The organism is Novosphingobium sp. (assembly GCF_031424035.1).
GTDB lineage: Bacteria > Pseudomonadota > Alphaproteobacteria > Sphingomonadales > Sphingomonadaceae > Novosphingobium.
On the sequence record NZ_JANPGP010000129.1, the window covers coordinates 56,170 to 73,615 of the forward strand.

General features: G+C 62.8%; 15 protein-coding genes and 1 tRNA gene. 6 read left to right on the top strand and 10 right to left on the bottom strand.

Going from position 1 to position 17,446, the window contains the following annotated elements:
- The 4 genes from RMO89_RS17765 to RMO89_RS17780 form a co-directional block, all read right to left on the bottom strand.
- Window positions 1-1,023, bottom strand: a complete 1,023-nt coding sequence (locus RMO89_RS17765; protein WP_310534815.1) for a hypothetical protein — start codon at window positions 1,021-1,023, stop codon at window positions 1-3.
- Window positions 1,024-1,128: 105 nt separating this feature from the next.
- Window positions 1,129-3,312, bottom strand: a complete 2,184-nt coding sequence (locus RMO89_RS17770) for a polysaccharide biosynthesis tyrosine autokinase (protein ID WP_310534816.1) — start codon at window positions 3,310-3,312, stop codon at window positions 1,129-1,131.
- A gap of 29 nt (window positions 3,313-3,341) precedes the next feature.
- Window positions 3,342-4,079 carry a polysaccharide biosynthesis/export family protein gene (locus RMO89_RS17775; RefSeq protein ID WP_310534817.1) on the bottom strand — a complete coding sequence of 246 codons (738 nt, stop codon included), beginning with the start codon at window positions 4,077-4,079 and terminating at the stop codon, window positions 3,342-3,344.
- A 62-nt stretch (window positions 4,080-4,141) separates the two neighbouring features.
- Window positions 4,142-5,539: an O-antigen ligase family protein gene (locus RMO89_RS17780; RefSeq protein WP_310534818.1), complete on the bottom strand. Its 1,398-nt coding sequence runs from the start codon at window positions 5,537-5,539 to the stop codon at window positions 4,142-4,144.
- A gap of 20 nt (window positions 5,540-5,559) precedes the next feature.
- On the opposite strand from RMO89_RS17780, the gene RMO89_RS17785 reads away from it, so the two are divergent.
- On the top strand, window positions 5,560-6,132 hold the full coding sequence (locus tag RMO89_RS17785) for a hypothetical protein (RefSeq protein WP_310534820.1): 573 nt from the start codon (window positions 5,560-5,562) through the stop codon (window positions 6,130-6,132).
- A 138-nt stretch (window positions 6,133-6,270) separates the two neighbouring features.
- On the opposite strand, the gene RMO89_RS17790 is transcribed toward RMO89_RS17785, so the two are convergent.
- Window positions 6,271-6,411, bottom strand: a complete 141-nt coding sequence (locus RMO89_RS17790) for a hypothetical protein (protein ID WP_310534822.1) — start codon at window positions 6,409-6,411, stop codon at window positions 6,271-6,273.
- A 210-nt stretch (window positions 6,412-6,621) separates the two neighbouring features.
- On the opposite strand from RMO89_RS17790, the gene selA reads away from it, so the two are divergent.
- A complete protein-coding gene (gene selA, locus RMO89_RS17795) occupies window positions 6,622-7,989 on the top strand; it encodes an L-seryl-tRNA(Sec) selenium transferase (RefSeq protein ID WP_310534824.1) in 1,368 nt (455 codons plus the stop codon).
- The gene (gene selD / locus RMO89_RS17800; protein ID WP_310534825.1) at window positions 7,989-9,038 is read left to right on the top strand and encodes a selenide, water dikinase SelD; all 1,050 of its coding nucleotides are present in this window, start codon (window positions 7,989-7,991) and stop codon (window positions 9,036-9,038) included. Before selA ends, selD begins: the two co-directional genes overlap by 1 nt.
- On the opposite strand, the gene selB is transcribed toward selD, so the two are convergent.
- Entirely contained in the window at window positions 9,035-10,963 is a 1,929-nt protein-coding gene (selB, locus tag RMO89_RS17805) for a selenocysteine-specific translation elongation factor (RefSeq protein WP_310534826.1), read from the bottom strand. The genes selD and selB overlap by 4 nt on opposite strands.
- Before the next feature lie 84 nt (window positions 10,964-11,047).
- On the opposite strand from selB, the gene RMO89_RS17810 reads away from it, so the two are divergent.
- Window positions 11,048-11,141: transfer RNA gene (locus RMO89_RS17810), tRNA-Sec, on the top strand.
- A 17-nt stretch (window positions 11,142-11,158) separates the two neighbouring features.
- Here the strand turns inward: RMO89_RS17810 and ribB are convergent.
- The gene (ribB, locus tag RMO89_RS17815; protein WP_310534827.1) at window positions 11,159-12,445 is read right to left on the bottom strand and encodes a 3,4-dihydroxy-2-butanone-4-phosphate synthase; all 1,287 of its coding nucleotides are present in this window, start codon (window positions 12,443-12,445) and stop codon (window positions 11,159-11,161) included.
- Window positions 12,446-12,714: 269 nt separating this feature from the next.
- Between ribB and ftsH the strand changes: the two genes are divergently transcribed.
- On the top strand, window positions 12,715-14,649 hold the full coding sequence (gene ftsH / locus RMO89_RS17820) for an ATP-dependent zinc metalloprotease FtsH (protein ID WP_310534828.1): 1,935 nt from the start codon (window positions 12,715-12,717) through the stop codon (window positions 14,647-14,649).
- A gap of 70 nt (window positions 14,650-14,719) precedes the next feature.
- Here the strand turns inward: ftsH and RMO89_RS17825 are convergent, their stop codons facing one another.
- Together RMO89_RS17825 and RMO89_RS17830 are read right to left on the bottom strand one after the other, a co-directional pair.
- Complete coding sequence (locus tag RMO89_RS17825; RefSeq protein ID WP_310534830.1) at window positions 14,720-15,253, bottom strand: glycine zipper 2TM domain-containing protein; 534 nt, start codon at window positions 15,251-15,253, stop codon at window positions 14,720-14,722.
- A 121-nt stretch (window positions 15,254-15,374) separates the two neighbouring features.
- The gene (locus RMO89_RS17830) at window positions 15,375-16,469 is read right to left on the bottom strand and encodes a DUF3667 domain-containing protein (RefSeq protein ID WP_310534831.1); all 1,095 of its coding nucleotides are present in this window, start codon (window positions 16,467-16,469) and stop codon (window positions 15,375-15,377) included.
- Between the two features lie 91 nt (window positions 16,470-16,560).
- Between RMO89_RS17830 and RMO89_RS17835 the strand changes: the two genes are divergently transcribed.
- On the top strand, window positions 16,561-16,938 hold the full coding sequence (locus tag RMO89_RS17835; protein WP_310534833.1) for a hypothetical protein: 378 nt from the start codon (window positions 16,561-16,563) through the stop codon (window positions 16,936-16,938).
- Between the two features lie 60 nt (window positions 16,939-16,998).
- On the opposite strand, the gene rpoZ is transcribed toward RMO89_RS17835, so the two are convergent.
- On the bottom strand, window positions 16,999-17,343 hold the full coding sequence (gene rpoZ / locus RMO89_RS17840) for a DNA-directed RNA polymerase subunit omega (RefSeq protein ID WP_310534834.1): 345 nt from the start codon (window positions 17,341-17,343) through the stop codon (window positions 16,999-17,001).
- Between the last annotated feature and the right edge of the window lie 103 nt (window positions 17,344-17,446).

Here is a 17,446-nt window from a genome sequence, read left to right on the forward strand (position 1 = left end):
TCAATCCCCCAGGCGCTGCAGCACGGGCGCCGGCAAGGCAGACGGGGTGCCCGGATCGGAGACGATGAATAACACCTGTTGCTCGCAGCTCTGGGCGATAGCCAGATCGACGGAGGAATTCACGGGAATCAGAGCAGGAGCATCGCGGGTCGAGCAGGTGAAGCCGACTCTCCAGCCTGTCGCAGCGCCGGCTTTGATGTCCGGGAAACTGATCCTGTAGCGACCAGGGGCGAGGCCCATGCGAAGTCTCGCCGGCTCTGCCGGGGCAGCATCCTGCCGTTTGATCTGTTGTCCGCCGGCTGTGTCCACAACTGGGTAAGAGGCGGGAAGCTGCCAGCTGAATACGGCACTTGCAGGAAAATCGGCTTCAGGCTGCCAGTCGAGGCGCAAGGGACCTCCGGCTTGCGGACCGTGGGCGAGCCGCCACGCAATCCGGGTCCGGCCAGTCTGCGCGAGCTGTGCGGCAAATATTGTCAGCGACTCGCGGCTGCGCACCTGCCGGAATTGGGGGGAAGCGGACAGCTCCGTTAATGTAACGTCGTCTAGATGCGGACCTTCGAGTCCGGCCCAGCGATCAGCCCAAGCGCCCTGCTTGGAGAGCATCGCAACCAGGGCGGCACGAAACCGGGCATCTCCCGACTTGCGTGCAAAGTCTGCAGTCAGGTCTTCGAAGGCGAGGCCCTGACGCAGCAGGGCTTCGGCGCGGCGCAGCGCATCCGTCTGATTATTGTCCGAGGCAGCCCGGTCATAAAGGATGCGCTGAACGGCTCCATCATGCCAGCCCAGCGGCCTCGCTGCTTCGAGCAGGAATTGCGTTCTGGCTTCTTTGCCTTGCTGCTCGGCTACGAGAGCAAGATAGGCGAGAGGCTGTGCGGATAGTGGCGCTCGTCTGATGGCAAGCACGGCGAGATCATCCCGCTGCGCCTTTGTCAGCTTAGAGTCACCGGTCAGCAGCTGCCGCTGTGCCATGGTTGCCTGATTGAATGGGAGCTTGACCGCCAGCGGCGGCCCTGCCTGCGCCATGCCAAGGCCAAACCAGGCGAGAAACGACCAGCTACTCAGCAGGGCTGCGATGGCTATGGCGGCTAAACTGCGAACCATGCGATCACCCGCTTGGTCCTGCCGCGATCAGGCCGGGCTCTCATCATAGCCGTAATAGCCATAGCGATAGTCATAGTTGTAGCCGGCATCGCGGTAATTGAACTTGGTCATGACCACGCCGATAACCTTGGTTCCGGCTTCCTCGACCTTGCGCACGGCAAGTTTGGCCTGACCGAAGTGCGACCGTCCTGCCTCGATGATGAGCACTGTGGCGTCGGCCGTCCGCGCAATCAGCTGGGCATCGGCCATGCCCATGACCGGCGGGCTGTCGATGATGACGACATCGTAGTCCTTGGCTGCGGACGCGACGAAGTTCTGGAAGATTTCGCCGCTGAGGATCTGCACCGGATTGCTTGGCTTGGGCCCCAGAGTGAGCACGTGCAGATTTTCCGGACCGAATTTCTGAACGACGTCGGCCAGTTTTGCATCGCCGGTGAGCACGTCCATCAGGCCGGTCTTGTTCGGAATTTCCAGCTGGCGGTGGATGCTTGGTCGACGAAGATCGCAATCGATCAGCAGTACGCGGCGGCCGACACGGGCAAAGTCGGCAGCAAGCGCAACCGAAGTGGTCGACTTGCCTTCGCCCGGCTGGCAACTCGTGACCTGAAGGATTTTCCTGACGTTGCCCTTGGTCGCGTAATCGACAGCAGTTCGGACCGCGAAGTAAGCCTCGCTGACGTCGCCGTGTCCTGACAGGACTTCGGCTGCTGTGAATTCCTTAACAGCCGGCGTTGTGCCGAGAAGCGGTCGGCGCAGCTTTGCTTCAGCATCGTCCGGCGACCAGAGCGTATCGTCAATCACCTCACGCAGGATGCCCAGGCCCAGTCCGATGATCAGGCCCACCGCCAGCGCCAGCGCCAGACTGCGTAAGAGGTTCGGAGACACTGCTCCCTCTGGACGCATGGCATAGTCGACCAGCGAAACGTTGTTCGTGGCGATGTCAGACAGGCTGTTGACCTCACCCAGACGGCGCTCGAGCTCAAGCAGCCGATAGCGCTGGCTTTGTGCGTTGCGCAGCAGCTGGTTATATTGGACGCGCTTGTCTTGCTCCGCGAGGGTATCGACCGAGCTGCTTTCGACCGCGTTTGCGAGCTGGCGTTCCTGGTTAAGCGCGATTTCGTAATCATTGCGAAGCGCACCACGCATGTTGTTCGTCGCCAGCTTGAGCTGGGCCTCAATCTCGACGAGCCGCCCCTTCGCCTGAACCACCGACGGGTGATCATCAAGGTAGGTCTGCTTGAGTTGGTTGAGTTCGGCAGCAGTGGTCGCGCGCTGGCTTAGCAAGCTCTGGATGAAACCATTCTGGCGCGCGTCGGGAAGGCTCAGCGCCGAACCCGTCTGCGAATTGCGCCAACGCTGTTCAGCAAGGATCCGAGCCTTGCGCGCCTCGCCCAAGGCCATGTTGACCTGGCCGAGTGAGGTCGTCTTGATCGAACCGCCGCTGGACGCAGCCGTATCGTCGTTCGAGGTTGTGGTCACGCCTCCTGCATCGATCAGCCGGTTGCGGCGGGCATAATCGACGGCTTCTGTGTCGGTTGCCTTAAGCTTGGCTTCGGCTTCCTGAACCTGCTGCGCAAGAACGCCGCGCGCATAGGATGTCGCGTTGTATCGCGAAGTTATGTTGTTTTCGATGAAGGTATCAGCATACGCATTGGCGACCAGCTGAGCGAGCTGGGGATCGGGCGCAGTAAACTTGATGATAGCGATCTTGTCGACCGCCGGAATATCCATTTTCAGATTCGCTTGCAGCAGCGACGCAGCCGCTTCCCGGCGCGCCAGCGTGGCGGCGCGCGGCGAGAGCGTATCGGACGGCGCAGAAGCTTCCATCCGTTGCAGGAATGTGTGGTTCTGGTCCAGCTTCAGGCGATCGATGACCTTGTAGGCCATGGTCCGGCTCAGGAAAACGCCCTTCTGGGCATTGAGAAAGCGGTCCGTATCAAACGAGCTGACGATCGGGTTGACGTCGTCGCCCTTGATGACCTGAATGGTTTCATTGTCGATGCGAACCGACGATGTCGCCTGAAACTTCGGCGTCATCAGAAACACCGAAATAAGACCGATCTGCAGGGCAACCAGCACCATCGTAAGCAGATAGCGTCGCTGGCGCCAGGCCATTGCCTTCACGTCGACCAGGGTCGTGCGCTTTTCGTCCACCGAACTGCCTTCGCCTTCCGACATCCAGTCAAGCACGCTGGCGAGGTCCTGCTTCATTTCCGATTCTTTTTGCACAACGTTTCCTGTCAGATGCGCGTGAACAGCGCGAGCACCGGCAGCGCCTGGAGCAGATCCTGCCAAGCCTGCGACTTGCCTGAGACACCCAGTACGATGCGATCGTTCGGCAGCAGCACGGGATCGATCATCTTGCCGGCCCGTACCTGATTAAGGTCGAACCGTGCGGCCAGCGCCTGGCCATTCACTTCCCTGAAAATCACGACCTGATCCAGGCGAGCCACTCGTTTTGGGCCTCTGGCCATGGCCATTGCGCCCAGCAGGGTGGTATTGGTCTGGAAATTGAAGACCCCCGGTTGCTCTACCGCGCCTTCGACCGTCACGATGTTCGAAACCGTCGAAGCGACGTTTACCGTAACCATTGGTCGCCGGATGTACCGGGCAGACAAGCGCGTGGTGATGTCGCGGGTAATGGCCTCGACCGTCTGCTCGGACGCCTGGACCCGGCCGATCATCGGGAACATGAAACCGCCGTCTTCATCCACGCGCATCTGCTCGAAGGTCAGCGACGGTTCGCCCACCACAGAAATGGTGAGGATGTCCTTGGCCCTGACAAAATAGGACTGCGCCACCCCGGTTGGCGAACGGAAGTTGTAGTTTTCCGCACCTGCAGGCGCGGTAGGAGCAATGACTCCGGTCGCAATATCGGGTGTTCCCGAGCACGCCGAAACTGCGCCTAGAAGAATAGCCGCAATCATGGGCTTTACGTAACAGTTGACCCTGCAGTCTGAATGCATCTGAAATTCCATTTAGGTGAGACAGCCCGCTAACCCCGCTTAACCAAGGTGCCTAAGCGCAAGGCGGCGTGACTTCAAGCATTCGTTATACGTGTAAATCCTGCTCTCGCCTCAAGTGACGCAATAGCCACTGCGAAAAGGACCGAGATGGCCATGGTTCGCAGCGGATAGTCGACAAGTGAATGAACGAGGGGGATGGCCAGAGCCAATCCTGTGGCGGCCGTGGCCAGACTATCTGCTTGCCTCGACCGCAAGGCGCGGCCGGTCAGCATGAGGATGCGGAGCGACAGGGCGACGATGAGCACCAGCGCCGGTAATCCGCCCTCGATCAAGGCCTCAAGCAGGTCATTGTGGGCATGGGTGACATCAAGAAAGCGCAGGGCCTCGATCGGCTCGACCTGACGGTAAGGCGTCTGGAACGTGCCAAAGCCCGAGCCTGTCGGCCAGAATTGCCAGATCGCCCGCCAGGCAATCGGGGCAAGTTCGAATCGCTGGTCTTCCATCAGCCCGCCGCGGCCGAGGGTGTAGCGTTCAGCCCCGATGACCATGGCCGAAATGATGGCGGACAGGACCGCGGCCGCCCCGAGCGCCCAGGCGAAAGGGCGCAGAGACGGCTTCTGCGTGCCAGCGGAACGAGGGCGCGTGACCAGCCAGAACAGTCCGATGGCCAGTCCCGTCCCGGCCATCAGCACGAAACCTGCCCGCGATCCCGATGCGACCGTGGCCATGGCCGCCGCTACTGCAAGGCCTGCCAACTTGCCATTGATCGATCCCTTGCCTGCAGTCGGCCCATGCCAGGCCAGCAAGACTGCTGCCATCAGCACCAACGTGGCCTGGTGATTGTGGTTGGTGAAAAACCCGTTCCCGAACTGGTTGTCCGCCTCGATCGGGTAGGGGTGGAGAAAGTCGAGTCCGGCAACCTGAAGCAGGCCGAGCGCCACTGCCCATACAAACCCGATGGCCACGCCGCGCATCATCGCGCTGCGGCGCGCCTCGTCGCCGCTGCGATAGGCGAGGTAGGTGCCAAGGAAGGGGATGAGAAACGCGAAGGTCTGCCACGTCGCTTCGGTATGGATCGATAACGGCCGCCACAGCAGGTGGCCGAAGACCTCGCGGTCGATTGCCGCGATGGCATCCCGCCCGCCAAGCAACGTCCACAGCTGCGGTGGAAGCGGAATGAGCTGAATGACAAAGAGGACAACGATCCCGGCCAGAATGAAGTCCGACGGGTTGGGCCGGGTCCATCTGGATGTCCGACTGGTCAAGGCAGCAGCGAAAACTATGGCGCCAAAAGCGCCGGAAAGCGTGCGCATCAGCGGATAGGCGATGTTGGTCCCGCCCCAGGCGATCATCAAGGCGATCAGTACTGTCCAGAACCAGCCGCTAAAAACCGATGAAGTCCGCTTCTTGGCCGAGACAGCCTTTCCCGATTCGGCTAACCCGGCGCAATTGTCCTTCGAAACTTTAGGCATGCAGATGAAAGCCCCGATTGATGGCCGCATTTGATCTTGGTGTAGCGAACCTTCTAGGGATCGCAGTCTATTTGGCCAGTGCCTTGGTCGCGGTCGTGACTGCCGTGCAAACGCGCAGGGATGCTCCAGGCAAACCCTCGCTGTGGCTGGTCGTGGCGGCAGTTTTCGTCGGACTTGCCTTGTTCCGGTTGTCCGGCGCTGAAGAAGCGATTCGTCAGGCGCTCCGCACTATGCTGGTCGAACGGATGGAATACGAGGAACGCCGGGTGTTCCAGACTGGCGCTGTGCTTGCCTGTCTTACGGTGGTCGGGATCGGGGCGTACTTCTATGTGCCGCGCATGGTCCTCTGGCCAAGGTGGCTGGCGATGACGTCTGCCAGCCTGGGGGCGTTGGCCGTGCTCTATGCCCTGAGGATCATTTCGCTCCACGGCGTTGATCGGATTCTTTACGCTTCGATCGGCCCGCTACATTTTAATCATGTACTCGAACTGATGCCCATCGCGGCAATCTGGCTTGCGGCATGGGATTACCGTCATGGTCAGATGTGCCGGGGACGGGGGCGGTCAGGAAGGCCCGAAACCGCGCGGCGATAGGTATCGGCAATATCGGGGCGGGCCATACGGGAAATTAGAAACGCACCGCCGCGCGCCAAAGCAGGCCCACAAATGCAAACTCCCGCGACTTTCGTCGCAGGAGCAGCGAATTACAGGTCCCTGAAGAGGGAGGAGTTCTTAGCGGCTGCCCGAGACAACGCTGCGGGGCGAGAGCATGCCACCAAACAAGCTGGTACCTGCGCTGGCGATCGGAGCCGCAGCCACAGCCATCAGGCCGGTGGCAGCAATCGTGAACGCAATCTTGCGAATCAGAGTCATGAGAAATGTGTCCACTTTTTGCTACTCGAGACTTAGCAATAACCCGTATTCTCGCGCTGTGTCAAGGCAAACGGCCCGGCAAATCAATTGTTCCGGCGAATTGTTCCGCAATGCAGCAAATGAAGGTTCAGAAGTGTAACCTAACCGCCTCAGCGGCGAATTGACGCCGCAGCTTGATTTGCAGGGACGAACTGGACGAAGGCTGCCCCAGTGAACCTGTCCCGACCCCGCCCGCCGTCGATCGACGCCCTGCTGCGCCTGCCTGCAATGGCGGATGCAGTCGCCTTATACGGCCATGGCGCGGCTGTCTTGATACTTCGGGCCGTGTTGGACGATTGCCGCGCCGCCGCCGAACTGCCGTCGCCGGTCGATCTTGTAGCGCGAGCAACTGCGCGGCTTTCGGACCTGGCTCGGCCCCGGCTGCGGCGCGTGTTCAACCTGACCGGGACAGTGTTGCACACCAACCTTGGCCGCGCGGTGCTGTCTGATGCGGCAATAACCGCAGTGACCATGGCCATGCGCGATCCTTGCGCGCTTGAATTCGATCTCGACAGCGGCGGGCGTGGTGACCGCGATTCGCTGGTCGAAGGGCTTCTTTGCGATCTGACCGGTTCCGAGGCGGCGACGGTGGTGAACAACAATGCCGGTGGCGTCCTGCTAGTCCTCGCCGCCCTTGCCGCGCGGCGTGAAGTGGTAGTCAGCCGGGGCGAACTGGTCGAGATTGGCGGCGCTTTCCGCGTGCCCGACGTGATGCGCGCGGCAAATGTGAAGTTGGTTGAAGTGGGCACGACAAACCGCACCCATCCGCGCGATTACCAAGCGGCGATCGGCCCGCGCACGGCGGCGCTGATGAAAGTCCACGCCAGCAATTACCGGGTCACCGGCTTCACCGCCGAAGTGCCCCGCGTGGAGGCGGCGCGAATCGCGCACGACGCCGGACTGCCATTTATCGAAGACCTCGGCGCGGGCAGCCTGATCGACATGGTCGCGCTCGGCCTGCCGCCGGAACCTGTCGTGCGCGATTGCATTGCCGCCGGGGTCGACGTGGTCACCTTCAGCGGCGACAAACTGCTCGGCGGTCCGCAAGCCGGATTGATCGTCGGCCGCCAGGACCTCATCGCGAAGATCCGCAAGCACCCGTTGAAGCGCGCGCTGCGCGTCTCGAAAATGACCCTCGCCGCGCTCGAGGCGACGCTGGCTGCCTATCGCCGGCCGGGCCTGCTGTCGCGCGACTTGCCTACGCTGCGCCACTTGACCCGGTCCGTTGCCGAACTGGAGGCTGTGGCCGCGCGGCTGGTTCCCGTGATAGGCGAACGGCTCGGCAGCGAATGGACCGCCAGTGCGGTTACCAGCGCGGCGCAAGTGGGCAGCGGATCGCTACCCGATGCGGCGATCCCCTCCTGCGCGGTGTCGTTGAGGCCGGCGAGCAGTTCGGGCAAAGCGCTCGCCGCGCTCGCTGTCCGATTGCGCGCCTTGCCGGTGCCGGTCATTGGCCGGATTCACGATGGCGCGCTGCTGCTCGACCTGCGCTGCCTGGAAGATGACGCCGGTTTCATCGCCCAACTGGAGCACTTGTAATGGCCGAAGAACCGCGCCTGACCTCGCTCAGCCACGGCGGCGGCTGCGGCTGCAAGATCGCGCCGGGCGTGCTCGCGGAAATGCTCAAGGGCACCGCAGGCCTGCCGGTGCCGCCGGAACTGCTGGTCGGTATCGAAACCAGTGATGATGCTGCCGTCTATCAATTGTCGGACGACATTGCCGTAGTCGCCACGACCGACTTTTTCATGCCGATCGTCGATGACCCCTACGACTTCGGCCGCATCGCCGCGACCAATGCGATCAGCGACGTCTATGCCATGGGCGCGCGCCCGATCATGGCGCTGGCGCTGGTCGGCATGCCGGTGGGTGTGCTCAGCCCGGCAACCATCGGCCGCATCCTTGAAGGCGGGGCGGCGGCGGCGGGGGCCGCGGGCATACCGATCGCCGGCGGCCATTCGATCGATTCGGTCGAGGCGATTTACGGACTGGTTGCGCTGGGGGTGATCCATCCGGATCGCTTCCGCACCAATCGCGGCGCGCGGGCGGGGGACGTACTCGTGCTCGGCAAGCCGCTGGGCGTTGGCGTGCTGTCCGCCGCGCTCAAGAAAGGCGCGCTGGACCAAGGCGGCTATGCAGCGATGATCGCCGCGACGACCCAACTCAACACGCCGGGGCCTGATCTGGCCGCGATTGCGGGCGTCCATGCCATGACCGACGTCACGGGCTTCGGTCTTGCCGGCCATGCCATCGAGATGGCGCGCGGATCAGGCTGTGCGATCCGGCTAGACTGGCCGGCCGTGCCGGTGCTGCCCGGCGTGCGCGAATTTATCGCGGCTGGCCTTGTTAGCGGGGCCTCGGCGCGGAACTGGGACGGGTTCGGGGCGCAAGTGCGGCTTGAAGGCCTAAACGCCCAGGATCAGGCCCTGCTCACAGATCCGCAAACCAGTGGCGGATTGCTGGTGTCCTGCGCGCCGAATGCACTCGGTGCGGTCATGGACTGTTTCACATGCCACGGCTTCGGGTCAGCGGCAGTTATCGGGCGCGTGGAGACGGCGGGCAATGCGCCGCTCCTGACGGTCTCGGCCTAGCGGGCAGGCTTGCGCCACGGCGGCGCCGCGCCGACCACGGCTTGCCAATCGCCGCGCATTCGCCGCATTTCGCCGCTGCGTCGGGTGACACCGATGCGATCGCAGAATTCGAGCAGCTGGATGATGAAATTGCGTCCGATGCCGCTGGCGTCACGCAATTGAGCCGCGGTAAAACCCGTGCCGGTCGCTTCATCCAGCTCGGCGGCCAGCGCCACCAGCGCGGCGACGTGATCTCGCAGCATGAATTTGCCGCCCGTTACTTGCCAGAGGTCGCCGCTCGTCCGGCGGCGCTGGAGCATGGCCTGAACCGCCGGTTCGCCCAGACGCTGGTCGCGCGCGAGTTCGGCGGCGGTGATGGCAACCAAGGCGCGATCATCGACCAGTTCGATGGCGCGGCGCCAGAAGGAATTCTCCGCCTCGCTGAAACGCGCCGAGTGACTGGGCAGTCGTAGCAGCGCACCTTCGGCCTGAATCCTGCCGTGGGCTGAAAGGTCGCCGACCAGACCGGTGAACAGGTCCGATGAAACCGGCTCCTCCAGCACCGTGCGAGCGGCCCGCAGAAGCAGGCCGCTCTCATCGGGATGGCGCGCATGATGGTCTGCGAGAGCTGCGATCAGACGATCACCAAGCGCCACATAGCGCGCGGACGAAACGATGATTGCGCGCGACTTGCCGGCAAGTTCATAGCCCTCCAGCAGCACAGCCATTGCCTCGGGGGTAAGATTGCAGGCCTGTGCGAACCACCGCGCGTCCGGTTCGATGCCGGGTGCGGAGGCCAGCGCCGCCAGCTTGTCGGCAGGATTGGCATGCGCCAGCGCCGCCGCGCGCGCTTCCCTTTCCCCCACCGACCGCCTGCGGACCGAGGCCAGCGGATCGAGCACCACCCCGCCACCCAGCAGTTCGCGGCCCGAGGAATCGCGCAGGACAAACCGGTCACCCGAAACCGCCTGCGTCGGCGCGTCGAGCACCAGCACGGCGCTGCCCGGAACCCCCGGCGCCAGACCCTTCTGCCGGGGCATCTGCACCCGTGCACCAAGATCCGCCGTGCCGATGTGCAGGTGCACGTGGCTGTCATGCCGCAGCGGTGCGACGCGTTCAGCAAGGATCGTCACCCGCGCTTCGATGCGGCTGGTCGGGGCGTGGGCTGTCGGGGCAACCAGCCAGTCGCCCCGGTGGATCTCGCTGGTCTCTAAGCCGGCAAGGTTGATGGCGCAGCGCGCGCCCGCACCGATGCGCTCCACCTCGCGGCCGCCGCTCTGCATGCCACGCAGACGCACCTCGCGGCCCGTGGAAGACAGCACCAGCGCCTCGCCAATTGCGGCTTGGCCGGCCAGCACCGTGCCCGTCACGACGGTCCCGGTACCGGTGACCGAGAAGGCGCGGTCGATGGACAGTCGGAAGTTGTGTCCGGTGTCGGCGGGGCTGGCGGCGTACGCATCACGCAGGGCTGCGCCAAGGCCCGCCAAGCCGCTGCCGGTGACTGAAGAAACCGCGAAGACCTGCGACCCCGCCAGGGAGGTCCCGGCGAGCAATTCGGCCATGTCCTGCGCAACCTCGGCCACGCGTACGGCATCCACCGCGTCCATCTTGGTCAAGACAACCAGTCCGCGGACCACCCCCAGCAAGTCGAGAATCCACACATGTTCGCGCGTCTGCGGCATCACCCCGTCGTCAGCCGCCACGACGACCATGGCAAAGCCCACGCCGCTCAGCCCGGCGATCATGTTGCGCACGAAGCGTTCGTGTCCCGGAACGTCGATGAAACCGATCGTCGCGCCATCGTCGGGCCGCCAATAGGCAAAGCCCAGATCGATCGAAATCCCGCGCGCCTTTTCTTCGGGCAGCCGGTCGGTCTCAACCCCGGTCAGCGCCCTGACCAGCGATGTCTTGCCATGATCGACATGTCCGGCTGTGGCGACGAGCATGAGATGACCCTAGCACCTGTCACCGGGCCGATGCCAGCGCCGCGCGCGGTAGACGCCGCCGCGCCCGCAGCCTAGGAAGGTGGCGGAAGAGAAATTCCCCCGGTGGGGTGCGCGGACTTCAAATCCGTTGGGAGGCGCCTGGCGTCTCCGGCAGGTTCGACTCCTGCCTCTTCCGCCAGCCTGTCCTCACCGGTCTCAGTCGATGCGGCGTTCCGCGACGATTGACAGGCCGTAGCCTTCGAGCGCCACCAGCGAATGGTGGGTGTTGGTCAGCAGGACCATGTCGTGCACGCCCAGTTCAGCCAACACCTGCGCGCCGACGCCGTAGTCGCGCAGTTCCTCAATCGGAGCGTCCTGGCCGGCGCGGACCTGTTCCTTGATCTCGATCGTGCGCGACATCAGGCGTTGCATCGGGCGGTTGATGATCACGATCACGCCGGTGCCTTCATCGGCAATGATCTTCATCGCCAGTTCAAGCAGGTGGGATCGCTCGCCGGTCTCATTGAAGATGTCGGCGAACATCGACAGGGTGTGCATGCGGACCAGCGTCGGTTTGGTCGGATCGATGCGGCCCTTGACGATGGCCATCGTCTCGTCGCCCGTGGCCTTGTTGTGGAAGGTGCAGGCCTTCCACGTTCCGCCCCATTCGCTCTGAAAATCGAGCTCGGCCTTCTTGGTGACGAGGTGATCGTGCCGGCGGCGATAAGTGATAAGATCGCGGATCGTGCCGATTTTCAGGTCATGCAGCCGGGCAAAGGCGATCAGATCGTCCAGCCGGGCCATTTCGCCATCATCGCGCATGATCTCACAGATCACGCCCGAGGGGTTGAGGCCCGCCAGACGCGAAATGTCCACCGCAGCCTCGGTGTGCCCGGCGCGGACCAGTACGCCGCCTTCGCGGGCTTTCAGCGGGAAAACGTGGCCGGGCGAGGTGATTTCGGCCTTGGACTTCGATCCGTCGATCGCCACCGAAATGGTGCGGGCACGATCAGCGGCGGAAATGCCGGTGGTGATCCCTTCGCGCGCTTCGATCGAGACGGTGAAGGCGGTGCCAAGCGGGGTGCCGTTGACCCGCGCCATGGGTTCCAGCTCCAGCTGCTTGCAACGGTCGGAAGACAGGGCCAGACAGATCAGGCCGCTGCCGTGCTTGGCCATGAAAGTGACGCTTTCAGGCGTCGCCATCTGCGCGGGGATGATCAGATCACCCTCGTTCTCGCGGTCCTCGTCGTCGACCAGAATGAACATGCGGCCATTGCGCGCCTCGTCGATGATTTCCTCGATCGGCACGAGCACCGGGCGGTCGTCATTCGACAGCAGGAAGCGTTCGAGCTTGCCGAGCGTCTCCGCCGTGGGGTTCCAGTGCGGTTCGCCGCAATCGCGCAAGGTGTTGGCGTGAAGCCCCGCTGCTCGCGCAAGGCCGGCCCTGGACATATTACCGCTGGTGACCAGCGATGTGACGCGTTCGATAAGATCTTTGGACATGCCAACGTAAAAGCACATTGAAATGTGATTTTCAAGCTCTAGGAAGCCGGGAATGTCCGCTGAACGGGCAAATGTCGAAATCTTCATCACATTCCGATACGCCTTGCGGCCCTTCCGGCCTGCAAAAATCACCAGCAGGGCAGCGAATCGCAATTCGCATGGATAGGACAGACCTCAGCCGCGTCTTGGCAGCAGTAACCCGCATTCGCGCTAACTTGTCATTCAGCCGTGCCGTCCTACATTGGCACCGCGAAAGGACTCTCCCCCCGATGAACGAAGACCAGCCGAATCCGAATCCCTGGCTCCGCAGCCTGATGGTCTGGGGCGGAATATTCCTCGCCCTGGTGCTCGTCGTCTCGATGATGAGCCCGCGTGAGGCCGCGACCGGCCCCGCGATCGCCTATTCCGATTTCCGCGCCAAGGTGGTCGAAGGCAGTGTGTCCGAAGTGCAGGTCGCGAGCGACAAGATCACTGGCAAGTTCAAGAACGGCGACACCTTCTCCACCGTGCCGATCCCGGGCGATACCTCGCTCGGTGCATTGCTGGCGGACAAGGGTGTGAAGTTCGCCGGCAAGCCCAAGGAAGAGATGTCGGTCGTCACTTACATCCTCATTCAGGCGCTGCCGTTCCTGCTGATCATGGGCATCGCCATTTTTGCGCTGCGCCAGATGCAGAAGGGCGGCGGATCGGGCGCAATGGGTTTTGGCAAGTCGAAGGCCAAGCTGCTCACCGAACGGCAGGGGCGCGTCACCTTTGATGACGTGGCCGGCATCGATGAAGCGCGCGAGGAGCTGGAGGAGATTGTCGAATTCCTCAAGGACCCGCAGCGCTTTGCCAAGCTGGGCGGCAAGATCCCCAAGGGCGCGCTGCTGGTCGGCTCGCCCGGCACCGGCAAGACGCTGCTGGCTCGCGCCATCGCGGGTGAAGCCGGCGTGCCGTTCTTCACCATTTCCGGCTCGGACTTCGTCGAAATGTTCGTCGGCGTCGGCGCCAGCCGCGTGCGCGACATGTTTGAACAGGCCAAGAAGAATGCGCCGTGCATCGTCTTTATCGACGAAATTGACGCAGTCGGCCGCCACCGTGGCCACGGCCTCGGCAATTCGAACGATGAACGCGAACAGACGCTTAACCAACTGCTGGTCGAAATGGACGGGTTCGAGGCGAACGAAGGCATCATCATCATCGCGGCAACCAACCGCCCCGACGTGCTTGACCCGGCGCTGCTGCGCCCGGGCCGGTTCGACCGTCAGGTCGTGGTGCCGATCCCCGACATCGAGGGCCGCGAGAAGATCCTGAGCGTCCACATGAAGAAGGTGCCGCTCGCCCCGGACGTCAACTCCCGCACGATTGCACGCGGCACGCCCGGTTTTTCAGGCGCGGATCTCGCCAACCTCGTGAACGAGGCGGCGCTGCTTGCAGCTCGGCGCAACAAGCGCCTTGTCGCCATGCAGGAGTTCGAGGACGCCAAGGACAAGGTCATGATGGGTGCCGAGCGGCGCTCGATGGTCATGACCGAGGACGAGAAGAAGATGACTGCCTATCACGAGGCCGGCCACGCCATCGTCTCGGTAAACGAGGAGGCATCGGACCCGATCCACAAGGCGACTATCATTCCGCGCGGCCGTGCTCTCGGCATGGTCATGCGCCTGCCCGAGCGCGACAGCTATTCGTATCATCGTGACAAGATGCACGCGAACCTGTCAGTCGCGATGGGCGGCCGCGTCGCCGAAGAGCTGATCTTCGGGCACGACAAGGTCAGCTCGGGCGCATCGTCAGACATCCAGTATGCCACCGGCCTCGCCCGCGCGATGGTCACCAAGTGGGGCATGTCGGAAAAGCTCGGCCCGCTGCAGTACGAGGACACCCAGGAGGGCTATCTCGGGTATGGCGGCACCCAGCGCACGATGATGTCGGAAGAGACCAACAAGCTGATCGATACCGAGATCCGCGCGCTGGTCGACGGCGGGCACAAGCGCGCCACCGACATTCTTAAAGCGCAGGAAGACAAGCTGCACCTGCTGGCCAAGGCCATGCTGGAGTACGAGACGCTGACCGGCGACGAGATCAAGCAGTTGCTCGACAGCGGCAAGATCGATCGACCCGAAGAGCCCAAGGGCGGCGTCGGCGTGCCGGCACCCGTGCGCGGCTCGGCGATTCCGAAGGCGGGCAAGCGGTTTGGCGGGACTGCGCCGCAGGGGGCGTGAACCTACGACACATTCGCATACAAGAAGGGCCGGTCTCACGACCGGCCCTTCTTGTATCAGGCTTCGGCGCTTAATTGCAGCGCAGGCTGCCACGCTCGATCTCGCGGCCGAGCAGGGCTCCGGCACCCGCGCCGATAACTGTTCCGACCACGCGCGAATCCCCTCGATCGATTTCACGGCCCAGCAGCGCGCCAACCGCACCGCCGATGATCAGCCCGGTCGTGCCGTCATTGCGGCGGCAGTAATAGCGGCCGTCATTGCCGCGATAGATGCGGTCGTTCCGGCTCAGGCGGCGATCACTGTAATAGCTGCCATCGCGGTAATAGCGGTCGGCGTAATAGCGATTGGCGCCCGGTTCGTAGCGGTTGTAATCGTAGCGATTCCACTGCTTCCAGTCGTCTCGATTGGCCTTGGTCAGTTCCTTGCGGCATTCGCGCAACTCACGTCGGTATTCCTTGCGCGAATCAGTCTGGCGCAGTTCGCGGTTACATTCCCGCAGTTCCTTGTTGTAGCGTGTGCCATTGTTGTACTGCGCGAGTGCCGGGGTGGTCGCCGCCGGCATAGCGACGGCGGCCAGCGCGGCCACGATGATCAGCTTCTTCATTTCCGATGCTCCTTGTGCTTTCGATTTAGTCACAAGGTGCGAAACGCACGCCTGGCTGCCGGGTTGCTCGCCCTACCGCGTGCAGTAAACGGCCTGCCCTTCAAGTCGGGAAGCGGGAAGCCTATTCTATCCCCATCGCGATGATTGCCATGAGGAAAAAGGTCAGCGCGATACCGGCATAAATCAGCAAAGCTGCCGTACGCCAAGAAGCGCCAAATCGAGACAGCGCATAGGTGTATCTGACGTGTTTGTAGATGTGCACCGGCGGGATGAACGTCATGCCGACCGCGAGCGCGCCGAGCCACAGGGCCGACATTGCGGTCAGCAGGCTCACGAGCAGCATCATGAAAGCCAGTGAATAGGTCACGAAGACCGTGTGGTCATACAGCCCGAAGCGCCGGCTGAACGGAAAAAGCAACCAGAGAAGAGGCACCGAAATCGGAATCAGCAACCATGCGAATTTGTAAGCGTTGGATTGCAACTTGTAGAGCGCCAGCTTCGGGTTCTCGCTGGCGTGCTTTAGGATCGAGTTGAGTGCAGGTATATCGCTGTACACCCGAGGCTTGCCTGTGGGCGTTTTCTCTCCGCCGCCAGCAATCGTTTCCTCTAGCGGGTTGTTCAATTCCTCCATGACAGCAATGCCGCTCTTGCGGCCCTGAATCTCGCCCTCGATTGCTTCGGTGGGCTTCCCCTCCTTTACGAGCAGAGCGCGCTGGGCTTCCAACCGCTTGATTGCCGCCTTGTTGGCCTCCAGGCCCTTAATGCTACTCCCGTTCACGTCGACGTTGGTTCCGTCGCCGAGGGACCCGCCGATGTTGCTGACCAGGGCGAACATCAAGAAAACGCAGAACAGGAACAATGCGATAGGCGAGACATAGCTCGCCCTCCTCCCATCGATATATTCGCGGGTCATGCGCCCGGGGCGGAAGGCAAGAGCCGGAAGTGTCCGCCAGATCTTGCCTTCGAAGTGAAACACCCCGTGCAACAGATCGTGGAAGAATGCGCCAATCGTCTTGTGGACGTGCGCCGCCTGTCCGCAAGCATGACAATGCTTGCCGATCAGCACCGTGTCGCAATTGAGACATGCTGCTTCATGTGTATGACCATCGACCAAACTGGCGTCAGCCTTACCAGCTGCCTCGCCGTGATCCGGCTCCACCGCTCGCGCAATCAAGGCCCCGTCCACCACATCGCCAATGGCATCGATCCCGCTCATTTTCACCCCGTATCGACCAGAGGCCGTTCATGGTCTTGCAAGCTTGCGCAGGTCAAGCCATCCATTGGGAAGTTGATGAAGGGAATGGGAAATGAAGCGCACGATTGCAGGGCTGGCTCTGTGTCTGATCATGGCCGCTCCGGCGCAGGCGGCGCCAGGCGATATGTCAGTCGCGACGTTCGTCACCAAGGTCGACGCGCTGAAGGCAAAGGGGTTGGCGGCGATGTTTTCAAGCGATGTGAAGCTGCTGCAGTCCGAAGGTCAGGCTGCCGGCGTGGCCTATTTCCAGCGCCTCAAGGCCGAACGCGCAGCTGGCCGGCCGAGCAGTTGCCCGCCGCAGGGCGTGAAGGTGAGCTCGGACGCCGTGATCACCCACATGAAGTCCTACGCGCCGCATCTGCGCAGCGGCACCAACCTGCGCACCGCCATGGCGGACTTCTTCATCAAGTCCTATCCCTGCCGCAAATAGCAAACGGCCCGCCACCATGTGGGTGACGGGCCGTTTTTAAGCCTATTGCAGCGAGGGCGTTCAGCCGTCGTAATCGCCGCCCAGCGAGGTGTTGCGAACCGGTGCGGCTGCGGTGATGCGCAGCGCTTCGGCCGACTGGCTGAGCGAGCCGATGTCATCGACTTCGTCATCGTCTTCGGGCAGCACGCGCTGCAGCGAGTTGACCAGCGTTTCCTTGAGGATCTTGGGCACCACGGTCTGCTCCGCGATCTCGCGCAGGGCGACGACCGGGTTCTTGTCACGGTCGCGATCGATGGTCAGTTCGGCGCCGCCCGAAATTTCGCGCGCACGCTGTGCGGCCAGCAGGACAAGGTCAAAACGGTTGGGGACCTTGTCGACACAATCTTCAACGGTAACGCGCGCCATGGGGGCACTCCAGCAAACGAGAATCTCGGAAAGGCCGGCAGCTAGTAACGCGGGGGCGAAAAGTCAAGGAAATCGCTTGCCGCCCTGCCAGCACCCGCCAATA

Excerpts from the sequence above, each read along its gene's own strand:
- RMO89_RS17785 (WP_310534820.1), top strand. The coding sequence starts at position 5,560 with ATGGCCGCATTTGATCTTGGTGTAGCGAACCTTCTAGGGATCGCAGTC.
- RMO89_RS17775 (WP_310534817.1), bottom strand. The coding sequence starts at position 4,079 with ATGGAATTTCAGATGCATTCAGACTGCAGGGTCAACTGTTACGTAAAG.
- RMO89_RS17830 (WP_310534831.1), bottom strand. The coding sequence starts at position 16,469 with ATGAGCGGGATCGATGCCATTGGCGATGTGGTGGACGGGGCCTTGATT.
- RMO89_RS17765 (WP_310534815.1), bottom strand. The coding sequence starts at position 1,023 with ATGGCGCAGGCAGGGCCGCCGCTGGCGGTCAAGCTCCCATTCAATCAG.
- RMO89_RS17825 (WP_310534830.1), bottom strand. The coding sequence starts at position 15,253 with ATGAAGAAGCTGATCATCGTGGCCGCGCTGGCCGCCGTCGCTATGCCG.
- rpoZ (WP_310534834.1), bottom strand. The coding sequence starts at position 17,343 with ATGGCGCGCGTTACCGTTGAAGATTGTGTCGACAAGGTCCCCAACCGT.
- selD (WP_310534825.1), top strand. The coding sequence starts at position 7,989 with ATGGCCGAAGAACCGCGCCTGACCTCGCTCAGCCACGGCGGCGGCTGC.
- RMO89_RS17780 (WP_310534818.1), bottom strand. The coding sequence starts at position 5,539 with ATGCCTAAAGTTTCGAAGGACAATTGCGCCGGGTTAGCCGAATCGGGA.
- RMO89_RS17770 (WP_310534816.1), bottom strand. The coding sequence starts at position 3,312 with ATGAAGCAGGACCTCGCCAGCGTGCTTGACTGGATGTCGGAAGGCGAA.
- ftsH (WP_310534828.1), top strand. The coding sequence starts at position 12,715 with ATGAACGAAGACCAGCCGAATCCGAATCCCTGGCTCCGCAGCCTGATG.
- selB (WP_310534826.1), bottom strand. The coding sequence starts at position 10,963 with ATGCTCGTCGCCACAGCCGGACATGTCGATCATGGCAAGACATCGCTG.
- RMO89_RS17835 (WP_310534833.1), top strand. The coding sequence starts at position 16,561 with ATGAAGCGCACGATTGCAGGGCTGGCTCTGTGTCTGATCATGGCCGCT.
- ribB (WP_310534827.1), bottom strand. The coding sequence starts at position 12,445 with ATGTCCAAAGATCTTATCGAACGCGTCACATCGCTGGTCACCAGCGGT.
- RMO89_RS17790 (WP_310534822.1), bottom strand. The coding sequence starts at position 6,411 with ATGACTCTGATTCGCAAGATTGCGTTCACGATTGCTGCCACCGGCCTG.